Below are 12,443 nucleotides of genomic sequence, written 5' to 3' on the forward strand. Positions count from 1 at the left end.
CCGCTTAGCTGTCTTCCTTTTCCCGATCGGCGAAAATGCCCGCCATGGTGGCGCGCGCCGCGTCGATCTGGCCGGCGTCGATCTCGTCGACCACCTTGGCGACCTTGTTCGCCTTTTCCTGCTTGTGGCTCGAAAAGGCGAGGGGGGCGAGGACCGATCGCGCGAGCTTGCCCTTGTTTTCGTTGAGCAGCTGGCGCGCGAGGACCATGCGATAACCATCGTCGTAGGACGAATAGTCGAACACGCTTTCGAGCGCGATGAGGGCGGGTTCGGGGATCGGCTCCTTCGCTTCATAGAAGGACATATAATAGCCGATCGCCGCGCGCGGGTCCTTGGGGTCGAGCCGGTACGCCTCGGCGAACCAGGTGCGCGCCGTCGCATAGAGCGCCGGTTTCTTCTCCTCTTCGGCGCGCGTCATGAACAGGCCGCCCATCAGCACCTGGGCGTCCTGCGATTCCGGATCCAGAACGAGTGCCCGCTTCAGCGCGGTCTCTGCCTTCGCGAATTGCTGGGCGTCGGTATAGGCCTCGCCGGCGATCAGTTGCACGGGCAGGCTGTCGGGATATTTTTTGTCCATGCCGTCGACGTCGTCCGCGACGGCGCGCGCCTGACGCTCGGAGACACCACGCTCGCTCCGGATATGCGCCTGGATCACGGCTTCCTCGGGCGCTGTCAGGCGCCGCATATCGACTTTCGGCGCGACATAGTCCGCCGGCTTGACGTTGAGCGTCGGGAACGGCCCGCTCTTGTAGTCGCGCAGTTCGTCCTGCAGCGTGTCGAGGTCGCCGAACGCGCGCTGCGCCGCGGTCAGGCTGTCCTCACCGGCGTTCAGCGCCTTCAGATATTGGGCGAGCTGCCCCTGCCTCGCCTTGTTGAAATTCAGATAGTGGGCGATCATCCAGCCGAACGAATAGGATTGATAATATTCCTGTCCGTCGAGCCGCTTGTTGTGATCGAACAAGCGAGTGAGCCGGATGCCGGGCAGTTCGAACAGGTCGTCTCCGCGGTGCTGCGGGACGTCGCCGACGCGGAAGGCGCCGCCGTCGAGCAGTTCGAGCGTGCCGTAAAGTTCGGCAAAGCCCTCGACATACCAGTGCGGATAGGCGGTGCTGAATTTCTGCAGCATGAAGTGATGTACATATTCGTGGAACAATATGCCTTCGGCGGTCAGCGCCGTCTTCTGGTTGAGTTCGCGCTGGTCGAGATGGCGGCTGAAGCGGTCGCGCTGGCTCTCGACTGCCGGAACGAAGGATACGGCGGCACCGGCGCGCGGAATGTAAAAGCCCGCGACGCCGGAAGTGCCGGCAAGGCGGCCGATGTCGTCGGTGTCGCCAAAGCGATAGACGCGGACCTTGTTCGACTCGCCGATGTCGGGGCCGGGTATCGGAAGCCCCTGCATATAGCGCAACGCGTTGTCGAAACGCTCGAGCCGCGTCGCGAAGCGTTCGGTATCCGCTTTGCTGCTTTCGGAAACGATGATGAAGTGCGCGGTTTCGGCTTCCCACCATTCGGCGTGAGCCACGCTCCCGAAAGCGAGCAGCGCAACGGCGAAACCACCGCGCAGGGCGGCGTTCAGATATGCGATCACTTTGTTTCCCCCGGTAAAAATTCCGCGCCTATCTATATCAAGCCGGACAAATGCTTCAACCGCGCCACCAAACACCGAAGCCGCCCAGCGAAAAATCAAAGGAGAAGATACGATGACCGACAAGATTGCCGCCTTCCGCGCCCTGCATATTCCCGGCGACCCGCTGATCCTCGTCAACATCTGGGATGCGGGGAGCGCGAAGGCGGTGGCAGGCGCGGGCGCGAAGGCGATCGCGACCGGCAGCTTCGGCGTCGCGGGCGCGCAGGGCCGCGCCGATGGCGAGGATTTCCCGATTGAGGATGTCTTCGAGAATCTGGGCCGCATCCTCGCGGTCACCGACCTGCCGGTCACGATCGACATGGAATCGGGCTATGGCGCCGATCCGGCAGCGGTCGGCGTCTCGGTCGGCCGCGCGAGGGATGCGGGCGCCGCGGGGATCAATATGGAGGACCGGCTGCCCGGCACCGCCGAGCTGCTCGCGATCCCCGAAGCGGTGGCGCGCTATCGCGCCGCGGCGGACACCGGCCTCTTCGTCAACGCGCGCTGCGACACGTTTCGCGGCGCCGATGCGGCGAAGGACGGCGACGCGCTCGTCGCCGCGACGCTCGATCGCGCGCGCGCCTATGCCGACGCCGGGGCGGGCTCGCTGTTCGTGCCCTTCCTGCTCGATCCCAAATGCATCGGCGCGATCTGCGACGCGTCGCCGCTGCCCGTCAACATCCTGCGCGGCAAGGGCGGCCCGACGCACAAGGAACTCGCAGCCTTGGGCGTTGCGCGGATCAGCCACGGGCACCAGCCCTGGGCGGCCGCGATGGGCTGGCTCGCGGCGCAGGCCGGACAGGTGATGGGCGGCGCCGAACCCGATTATTGAGCGAAGCTATTCGGCCCCGCCCGTCCCACCGTGGCGCTGGTCGCGCATCCGCAGCAATTGTTCGAGAAAGGGCCGCGCCTGCGCCCCCATATGCGGGTCGAACGCAATCGATTGTGCCAGCCTGATCGCCGAGGTGAATTGACCCCGGTTGGCGAGCGCAAACGCATGGGCGACCCGCAACTCGATATTTTCCGGCGCGAGCCCGAACGCCCGTTCGAGCCCCTGTATCGCAATGTCCGGCGGTGTTTTGCCCTGATCGAGGAAGCTCTGGAAATAGATGTAGAGCGGTAGCGGATCGTCCGGATTGGTCCTGTTCGCAAGAGTGATCGGTTCGCGCGCCTTTTCCCAGCGCGTATCCTCATAGTCGCCCTTGCTGTCGAGTTCGTGCATCAATAGCTCGCCCAGCAAGACATTGGCGCGGACATGATCGGGCTTGATCGCGATCGCGCGGTCGAGCGCGCTCCGGACCGCGGCGAGGTCGCGGGTGTCTTTGTCGAGAGCCCATTCCGCAGCCGCATATTCGAACCACACCGCCGCGTCGCCCGCATGCGTTGCGGAGAGGCTCCGCAGGCTGTCGCGGACCGCACGGCCGCTATCGTCCCCCGGGCGGGCGCTCAGCCGTGCGAGCCGGAGCGGGATCACGGCGTCCTCGCCGGGGCGCAATGCAGTCACGGAGATATTGGTGGGAACAGGAATCGCGTCCTTGGTCATGCGATAGCTGAGCGGGCGCCGGAGATAGGCTGCGAGATCCTTGTCGAGTTGATCGAGATCGCCGAACGCTTGCCGCGCGGCTTGCTCGGCTTCGGTGCCCGCATTGATCGCTCTCGCATAGGCGACGAGTTGCCCCGCGCGCGGCGCGTCGTGGAACAGCATATGGGTCAGAAGCCAGGCGCGCCCGTAATAGACATCGACTTGGCCGACCGTTTTCAATGAATGGGGGTCGGTCGCGAGCAGCGTCTCGACCGGAATCTGCGGCAATTGAACAAGGCCGTACTGGCGGCCATAAGCGGGCTTGCCGATCAGCGCCTTGCCATTTTTGTCGAAATCGATGGTCGAATAATATTCGGCGAACCCTTCGATGATCCACGCCGGATAGGCGCCCGTGCGATAGCGCTTCATGAAATGATGCGCATATTCGTGGAACAGCGTTTCCTGCGACGCCGACGTGCCGCGAGAGCGGCCGCCATTCTCCCGATGCGATACCGCAAAGCTGCCGTCGCGGCCGGTCCGGTAGAAGCCGACGAAAGACGAGGAGCGCGAGCCCGTGTAGAGTTTCGCGACCTCGCCGGTCGAGGCGAGCAGGTAGATGGGCAGACGGTTGGATTCGCCCTGTTCCTTGACATCCAGCAGCAGGCGCAGCGCCACGTCGAAACGCTGAAGTGTCGAGGCGAATTCGCGCAACGATTTTTCGTTGCCTTCGCTGTAGATGATGAAACTGTCGGTCTCCGAACGCAGCCAGCGTGCTTCGGCGACAGTTGCGATAAGTGCCGCGGCCATCGCTGCCGCCGATATCAAAATCCTGATCATGAAAGCCCCCCAGCTTTACTTCCGCCATGCTGGCAGGGAGTTGCCGGACTGTAAAGCCCTCTGCTGGCTAGACAAAGCTGTAGGGATCGATGTCGATCGCGAGCCGCGCCTTCGTCGACCATTCGACGCTGTTCACCCAGTCGCGGATCGTCCCCTGCAGATCGAAGCTGCGCGGCGCGTGGAGCAGCAGGCGAAAGCGATGACGGCCGCGCAGCATCGCGAGCGGGGCGGGGGCGGGGCCATAGACCGCGAGGCCGTCGGCGACGGGCGCCTTCGCGCCCAGCCGCTGCGCCTGCCCGCGCGCGACCTCGATATCCTCCGACGAGATGACGAGCGCTGCGAAGCGGCCATAGGGCGGCGCGCCCGCGAATTTGCGCGCCGCCGCCTCGGCCGAATAAAAGCCGTCGCGGTCGTTCGCGACGAGCGCGGCCATGACGGGGGCCTCGGGAACGCGCGTCTGGATCAGCACTTCGCCGGGCTTGACCCCGCGCCCCGCGCGCCCCGCGACCTGCGCGATCTGCTGGAAGGTGCGCTCCGACGCGCGGAGGTCGCCGCCGTCGAGCCCGAGATCGGCGTCGACCACGCCGACGAGCGTGAGGTTGGGGAAATGATAGCCCTTGGTGACGAGCTGGGTGCCGATGATGATGTCGACCAGCCCGCCCTCGACATTGTCGACAAATTCGGCGGCTTTCGCGGGCGACCAGAGGGTGTCCGAGGTGACGATGGCGGTTCTTGCTTCGGGGAAGCGCAGCGCGACCTCGTCGGCGACGCGCTCCACGCCGGGGCCGCAGGCGACGAGGCTGTCCTCGTCCTCGCACTCGGGGCAGAGCCGCGGCGGCGGCATCACATGCCCGCAATGGTGGCACGCGAGGCGGTGGACGAGCCGGTGCTCGACCATCCACGCGGTGCAATTGGGGCACTGGATGCGGTGGCCGCAGGTGCGGCACAAAGTCAGCGGCGCGAAGCCGCGGCGGTTCAAAAAGAGCAGGCTCTGCTCGCCCTTCTGCAAGCGGTCGGCGAGCGCGTCGACGAGCGGCGGCGCGAGCCAGCGGCCGCGGTCGGGCGGGTCGGCCCGCATGTCGATCGCCGCGAGATCGGGCAGGGTCGCGCCGCCGAAGCGCGCGGGCAGGACGATATGGCGATAGCGCCCCGCCTCGACCATCGCGAGGCTTTCGAGCGCGGGGGTGGCGCTCGCGAGCACCACCGGCAGGCCCTCGAAAGCGCCGCGCATCACCGCGACGTCGCGCGCGTGATAATGGACGCCATCCTCCTGCTTGAAGCTCGTCTCGTGCGCCTCGTCGACGACGATCACGCCGAGCCGGGCATAGGGCAGGAACAGCGCCGATCGCGCGCCGACGATGATTTTCGCCTCGCCCGCCGCGATGCTGTGCCACGTGCGGCGGCGCTCGGTCGAGCGCAGCCCCGAATGCCAGGCGACGGGTTCGCAGCCGAAACGCGCGGCGAAGCGCGTCAGCATCGGTTCGGTGAGCGCGATTTCGGGAAGCAGCACGAGCGCCTGTTTGCCCGCATCGATCGCGGCGGCGATCGCTTCCATATAGACTTCGGTCTTGCCCGATCCGGTGACGCCGTCGAGCAGCAAGGTCTCGAACTTCGCGGCGGCGACCGCCTCGCGAAGCTGCTCCGCCGCCGCCGTCTGCTCGTCCGACAGGTCGGGCGGCGCGAAGCCCGAATCGGGTTCGGGATAGGGCTGGTCGGCCGAAACGCTCACCGCCTCGAGCGCGCCGGTATTGACGAGCCCGCGGATCACCGCTTCGCTGACCTCGGCGAGCGCCGCGAGTTCGCGCACCAGCCCCTGCCGCGTGCCGATCTTTTCGAGCGCGACGGTCCGCTGCGGCGTCATCCGCGCGGGCAGCTCGCCGGTCGCGCGATATTCGACGATCGGGCGCCGCGCGTCGGCGAAGGCGGCGCCGGGGAGCACCATGCGCAGCACCGATCCCGGGGGCGCCAAATAATAGTCGCTCGTCCATTCGATCAGGCGGCGGAGCGGCGCTGCGATCGGCGGCACGGGCACGACTTCGTAAAGATTGCGCAGGCGATTGTCGCCGACCGGCTCGGGCGCGCCGAAGCTTGCATCCTCCCACACCACGCCCCCCATCCGCCGCGGCCCGAGCGGCGCGACGACGACGCTGCCGAGCGGCGCTTTGCTCCCCTGCGGCACGCGATAGTCGAGCGGGCCGAGAGCGGCGGTCAGGAGGAGGACGCGGGCGCGGGTCATGGGTCGGGCAGGATATAGGCGCGCGGGGAAAATAGGAAAGCGCCGAGGTCGGCGAAGGCGGATTTCGACGGAAGGTGGCCGTTTGAAAAGAAAGCCCATCCCCTGAAGGGGAGGGGCTCAAATTTCCCCAACGTCCGCTCCCCACCCCGAAACAGAAACCCGCCCGGCGCCTATGCCGACGCCAGCGCCGCCTTTTTCACCGGGCGTTTCGCGGGTTTCGGCCGCTTGAACCAGAAGGTCCACACCGCAAGGCTGCCGAGCAGCGTCAGCGACAGGCCCGAGATCGTCAGCACGATACGCCACGCCCAGCCGCCGACCTTCGACGCGTGGATCGGGAAGGCCATGTTGAACGCCTGCGCGCCGGGCGCGAGCTTCAGCGCGTCGCGCGCGCCGAGCACCTCGCCGGTCGCGGCGTCGAAGGCGAGCGTCGTACGGCCGTTGGGCAGCCATTCGGCGGGCTGCTTCATGCGCAGACCGATCGGGTCGCCCGCCTTGCGCGGCAGGCTGAGAATACGGAATTCGGCGTCGGGGAAGCGGCGGCGCGCCTCGGCGAGCATCGCGGTGTAGTCAGGTTTGTCGGCGAGCGGGCCGCCGCGGTATTTCGGCGGGTCGAGCGCCTTCGCGGTCTCGGCGACCGGGCCGAAGGGCGCGACCATCCCCAGGGCGAAGGGGCGGAAGATCATCATCGTGCCGGTGACGATCGAGATCAGCAGCAGCGGCGCGACGACGACGCCGAGGTCGCGGTGGTGCATCACGATCGCGGGGCGGCTCATCCGCTTGGGCCACAGGCGGAGCTGGAAGGTCCGCCGCGTGCGCCACCACAGGATGACGCCGCTGATCACGAAGAACAGCCCGCACAATCCCGCGACGCCGATCACCCATTCGCCATTGTCGCCCGCGAAGAGATGGTGGTGGAAATCGAAGATCCAGAGTTCGGGGCGTTCCCACTGGCTCGCCCAGCGCGCGGCGATTTCGCCCGACTGGCTCGCATAGGCGCCCGCGCCCTCATTCCCCGGGCCGCCGAAGCGGAGCTGGTGCAGCCCGAAACGCTCGTCGGCGTAGATGATGCCCTGCGCGCCGGGCATCGCCATCAGCTTTTCGGTGGTCGCGGCGACCGTAGCGAGGTCGCCGCGCAGCGGATCGCCCGTCCCCGGCACCCCGATCCACAGATGCTCATAGAGCAGGATCGTGCCCGACAGGCCGAGCAGCGCGAGCACGAGGCCGATCAGGCCCCCCGTCCAGCGATGCAGCGTGTCGAGCAGCTTGATCATCAGAAGCGATAGTCCCAACCGAGCGTGAAGGTGCGGCCGCGGCCCGCGAAGTTGAAGAAATTGTCGGTCGGCCGCTGGGTGTCGCTCGCGTAGCTGATATATTGCTTGTCGAACAGATTCTGCACCGCGAGGCTGACGCCGCCGAGGCTCGTCTGATAGCGGACGAAGGCGTCGGTCAGATTATAGCCCTCGAAATCGTTGAGTGCGTCGCGGTCGGGGCCGCGGAAGCTGCGCGCGAAGTAGAATTGCGTCTGGATGCGCGCCGACAGCGGACCGCTGGCATAGGCGGCGGCGAGGTTGAGCCGGTCGGGCGAAATGTTCGCGCCGTCGAGGTCGGTCTCGACCACCCCGTCCTGATCCTCGTCGAAGCGTCCGGTGATATGGGCATAGCCGGCCGAAACGGTCAGCCCGTCGATCGGCAGCTTGACCGCGAGGTTGATCTCCAGCCCCTCGATCTCGACGCGCTGGCGCACGACGTCGAAAATGCCGTCGGGCCGCGCGATCAGCAGTTGTCCCTTGGTGCTCGTCGACCAGAAATAGGTCGCGCTGGCGTCGAGCGGCCCGCGCTTCACCTCGACCCCGATCTCGCGGTTGTTCGATATGATCGGCGCGATGTCGAGATAATTGTCGATGTCGACGCCCGCGATCTTCACCGCGCGGGTGATGCGGCCGATGTCGGGAACGGTATAGCCCTCGGCATAGCTCGCATAGGCGCGGATGCCGGCTGCCGGCTCGACGATGACGCCGCCGTTCAGCAAGATGTCGTCGAAGCTGGGGCTGCCGCCCGCGACGTCGACGCCGCCATAGGTCGAAACGCCGCACGGGCCGCTGGGCACCGCGGGCGGTGCGGGGCAGGCGACAAAGGTGTTCGCGGCGAGCGTGCGATAATCGTCGATCTTGATCTTCACATTCTCGTAGCGCGCGCCGCCCGCGAGGCGGACAAGGCCGTCGGCGAGCTTGAGATTGGCCTGGCCGAAGGGCGCGAAGCTGCGGAACTCGCTCGGCGGCACCCACGCGCGGTCGGTCGCGATCAGCCGCTGCTCGGTCGTGTCCCACAGCGCGTCGAAACCGGCGATCAGCGTCAGTGCCTCGAAACCGGGGACCGCGCGCTCATAGCTCAGCTTGCCGCCGATCTTGCGGCTGCGGTTCTGCGACTGGTCGAAGAGCGTGCCGACCGGCGCGATCGTCGGGTCCTGAAAACTGGCGATCGGATTGGGCTCGCCGCCGAAGGTGTCGCGGCTGCGGTTCCAGAAAATCTGGCTGACGAAATTGCCGCCGCCCAGATCGGTGTCGGTGAGCGACAGCGCGACGCTTTCGGTGCGATTGGTCGCGGGCACGCCCGGCGGCACGCCGGGCTCGGCGCTCGTCGGCAGTCCGGCGGCCTTGTCGCCCGCGACCGGGGCATAGTCGCCGTCGCCCTCGAGCTCGAAGCGGCTCGCGATCAGGTCGAGCCGCATCGTGTCGGTCACCGCATAGCCGAAGCGGCCGAAGAGCGAGAGCGCCTTCGAATCCATCGTCTCGCCCTGCGTCAGGTTGATCCCGACCGGACGGCCCTCGCCGTCGCGGAACAGGCCGCGCAGTTCGTAAGCCGCGCCGACCGAGGCGTCGAAACGTCCCGCCTTGTACTGGACGAGCCCCGCGGCCTTGCCGCCCATGCCGGCGTCCGAAAATTCATTATCCGCCGTCGCCTGCAGCAGCGCGCGGCCCGATACGCCCTCTTCGGTCGGGGCGCCGACGGTGACCTGGTTGACGATGCCGCCGGTGCCGCCGATCCCCTGCAGCGCGTTCGATCCGAAGATCACCTCGACCCGGTCGATGAAGAAACCGTCGATGGTGAAGCCGTCGCGGCTGCCGTCGCGCATCGGAGTCGATTGCGGGATGCCGTTGATCGCATAGAGTGGGGCGCGGCCGCGCAGCGTCTCGCCCGCGCCCGACAATTTCTGGCGCGTCGGCGAGAAGCTGGGGGTCAGCGTCGCGACCGCGTCGGTCACCGAGCCCGAAATCGCGATCTGCTGATCGAGCGCCGTCTTGTCGATCACCTCGATCGTCAGCGGCAGCGCGTTCGGCGGCAGGATCGTGCGCGCGGCGGTGACGACGATCGCGTCTTCGCCCGCGGCCGTGTCGGCGGGCGCGGCATCCTGCGCGAAGGCGGGCGAGGAAAGCGCCGTGCAGGCGAGCGCGGCGAGAGCGAATTTGCGATTCATATGAACTCCTGTTTCGGAGCGCGCGCTAGTGCGACACATTCGCAAAAGCAAGGGGTTTGTGGGTGGTGGAGGGGTAGCGACGGTAACGCCAAGGCCCCTCCGTCAGCGCTTCGCGCTGCCACCTCCCCATCGCTGCGCGACAGGGAGGATGTTTCTTTCATCGTCACCCCGGACTTGATCCGGGGTCCATTCAGGCGACGGTTGGAAGAATGGATCCCGGATCAAGTCCGGGATGAAGAAAGTGGGCAACATCAGCTTAATACCCTAAGCAGGCCCAATTACCCCGCAAGGGGTGACTTGGCGGATCAAACCTCGCTATCAGCTTGACCATGCGGGAAAAGGAACTGCGCTTCGCCCTGATTTGCTACGGCGGCATCAGCCTCGCCGTCTATATGCACGGCATCACCAAGGAGATCTGGCGGCTCGCCGCCGCGTCACGCGCCTTTCATGAGGAGGCGGCGCCCTCCGGTGCATGCGGCGTCTATCACGACTTGCTGGCGCACATCGCCGAAAAGAGCGGGGTCAAGCTCCGCGTCCTTGCCGACATCGTCGCCGGGGCGAGTGCGGGCGGGATCAACGGCATCTTCCTGGCGCGCGCGCTCGCCACCGGCCAGTCGCTCGATCCGCTCACCGGGCTGTGGCTCGACGGCGCCGACGTCGACCGGCTGCTCGATCCCGACGCGCGCGCGCTGTCGGCGGCGACGAAATTCTGGGCGGTGCCGATCGCGGGCTGGGCGATGAAACGGCGCGGCAACGTCATCGACCGCACCGTGGGCGAAGCCGCGCAGGACGAGGTGCGCGCCAAGCTGTCGCGCTTCGTGCGTGCACGCTGGTTCGAACCACCTTTCGGCGGCGCGACCTTTTCGAACCTGCTGCTCGATGCGTTCGATGCGATGGACGCGGCCCCCAAGGGGCCGCCGCTCGTCCCCGCCGGGCAGCCCGTCGACCTGTTCGTGTCGGTGACCGATTTTGCCGGGCACAGCGCGCCGCTGTCGCTCAACAGCCCGCCGCGCGTCACCGAGCAGGAGCACCGGCTGATCATGCGGTTCCGCGAGGATCGCCGCACCGGGAAACGCATCGACGATGTCCCCGCGCTGGTCGCCGCGGCGCGCGCGACGGCGAGCTTTCCTGGCGCCTTCCCGCCCTTCACGCTCCGCGAACTCGACCATGTGCTCGAAAAGCGCGGGATCGACTGGCCGGGGCGCGGCGCCTTCCTCGCCGCGCAGCTGCCGGCGAGCGGCGAGGCCGATCCCGCCGACCGCGTGCTCATCGACGGCTCGGTGCTCGCCAACGCCCCCTTTCGCCCCGCGATCGCCGCGCTCAAGCAGCGGCCGGCGCGGCGCGAGATCGACCGCCGCTTCGTCTATATCGACCCCAAGCCCGATTATCGCTCGATCAGCTTCGGCAAGCCGGGCGAGGCGGCCGAAGGGCCCGAGGATGGGGCGCCCAAGCTGCCGGGCTTCCTCTCGACGATCCTCGGCGCGCTGTCGGAGATTCCGCGCGAACAGCCGATCCGCGAAAATGTCGAGGCGATCGAGGGTATGTCGCGGCGGATCCGCCGCATGCAGCGCATCGTCGATGCGATGAAGGTCGAGGTCGAGGAACAGGTCGCGGCGCTGTTCGGCACGACCTTTTTTCTCGACACGCCGACGCCTGTCCGGCTCCGGAAATGGCGCGCCAAGGCGCAAGCTCAGGCGGCGGCGCGCGCGGGCTTCGCCTTTGCGCCCTATGGCCATCTCAAATTGTCGGCGGTGGTCGAGGAATTGGTGACGCTGGTCGACCGGCTCGCCCCCGCCGAGGGCGACATCCATCGCCGCAATAGGCGCGGGGCGATTTGGGACGAGGTCCGCGCGCGCGGGCTCGACCGCATTTCGGGCAAGCGCGGGTCGGGCGCGAGCGACGATGCGGTCACCTTTTTCCGCAGCCACGACCTCGGTTTTCGCGTGCGGCGGCTGCGCTTCCTCGCGCGCGAACTCGACCGCGTGGTCGAGGCGAAGCGCGACACGCGCGATCCGGCGTGCGACGCGATGCGCGACGCCATCTACACGGCGCTCGGCCTCTATCTCGAACGCGAGGGCGACAATTGGTTCGCCGATCTCGATATATCCGCCGAAGCCGGGCCGGGGGCATGGATCGACGCGATCGGCGAACGGCGCGACCTGATCGGCGCCGATGCCGCGGCCGACGCGCTGATGGCCGAGGCGCTGGCGCTGCTGCCCAAGGATGATCGGCGGACGCTGCTCCTCGCCTACCTCGGCTATCCCTTTTACGACATCGCGACCCTGCCGTTGCTGCAAGGCGAGGGGTTCGACGAGTTCGACCCGATCAAGATCGACCGCATCTCGCCTTCGGACGCGACCGCGATCCGCACCGGCGGCGCGGCGGCGATGCTCAAGGGGGTCGAGTTCAACAGTTTCGGCGCCTTCTTCAGCCGCGCGTACCGCGAGAATGATTATCTGTGGGGGCGGCTCCACGGCGCCGACCGGTTGATCGACATCGTCGCGAGCAGTGTGACCGGCGACGGCGCGCTGGCGGCCGACGAGTTGAAGGCCATCAAGCGCCGCGCGTTCCACGCGATCCTCGACGAGGAGGAAGAGCGGCTGCCCAAGGTGAAGGCGCTGATCGCGGAACTGAGGGGCGAGATAGGATAAAGCTCGTCGCCCCCGCGAAGGCGGGGGCCGCTGGAAGTTTGCGCAGCGCCGAAGGGGCAAGGCCGACGGCGGCCCCTGACTTCGCGGGGGCGACG

At 67.3% G+C, this 12,443-nt stretch carries 7 protein-coding genes; 2 read left to right on the forward strand and 5 right to left on the reverse strand.

What is annotated here, in order from left to right; translation table 11 throughout:
- Positions 1-4: 4 nt before the first annotated feature.
- On the reverse strand, positions 5-1,588 hold the full coding sequence (locus VFG17_RS03975) for a hypothetical protein (RefSeq protein ID WP_325028166.1): 1,584 nt from the start codon (positions 1,586-1,588) through the stop codon (positions 5-7).
- A 112-nt stretch (positions 1,589-1,700) separates the two neighbouring features.
- Here VFG17_RS03975 and VFG17_RS03980 point away from each other — a divergent pair, with 112 nt between their 5' ends.
- Positions 1,701-2,459: an isocitrate lyase/phosphoenolpyruvate mutase family protein gene (locus VFG17_RS03980; RefSeq protein WP_325028167.1), complete on the forward strand. Its 759-nt coding sequence runs from the start codon at positions 1,701-1,703 to the stop codon at positions 2,457-2,459.
- A 6-nt stretch (positions 2,460-2,465) separates the two neighbouring features.
- Here VFG17_RS03980 and VFG17_RS03985 read toward each other — a convergent pair whose 3' ends face one another.
- From VFG17_RS03985 to VFG17_RS04000, 4 genes are all read right to left on the reverse strand, one after another.
- Positions 2,466-3,986 (reverse strand): hypothetical protein, encoded by a 1,521-nt coding sequence (locus tag VFG17_RS03985; protein WP_325028168.1) that lies wholly within the window; start codon positions 3,984-3,986, stop codon positions 2,466-2,468.
- Positions 3,987-4,053: 67 nt separating this feature from the next.
- Positions 4,054-6,222 (reverse strand): primosomal protein N', encoded by a 2,169-nt coding sequence (locus VFG17_RS03990; protein WP_325028169.1) that lies wholly within the window; start codon positions 6,220-6,222, stop codon positions 4,054-4,056.
- Between the two features lie 170 nt (positions 6,223-6,392).
- On the reverse strand, positions 6,393-7,490 hold the full coding sequence (locus VFG17_RS03995; RefSeq protein WP_325028300.1) for a PepSY-associated TM helix domain-containing protein: 1,098 nt from the start codon (positions 7,488-7,490) through the stop codon (positions 6,393-6,395).
- A gap of 2 nt (positions 7,491-7,492) precedes the next feature.
- Positions 7,493-9,697, reverse strand: coding sequence for a TonB-dependent receptor (locus tag VFG17_RS04000; RefSeq protein ID WP_325028170.1), 2,205 nt, complete (start codon positions 9,695-9,697; stop codon positions 7,493-7,495).
- Between the two features lie 329 nt (positions 9,698-10,026).
- Between VFG17_RS04000 and VFG17_RS04005 the strand changes: the two genes are divergently transcribed.
- Complete coding sequence (locus VFG17_RS04005) at positions 10,027-12,348, forward strand: patatin-like protein (protein ID WP_325028301.1); 2,322 nt, start codon at positions 10,027-10,029, stop codon at positions 12,346-12,348.
- The last annotated feature ends 95 nt before the right edge of the window (positions 12,349-12,443 follow it).

Source organism: Sphingopyxis sp., assembly GCF_035686825.1.
Taxonomy (GTDB): Bacteria; Pseudomonadota; Alphaproteobacteria; order Sphingomonadales; family Sphingomonadaceae; genus Sphingopyxis.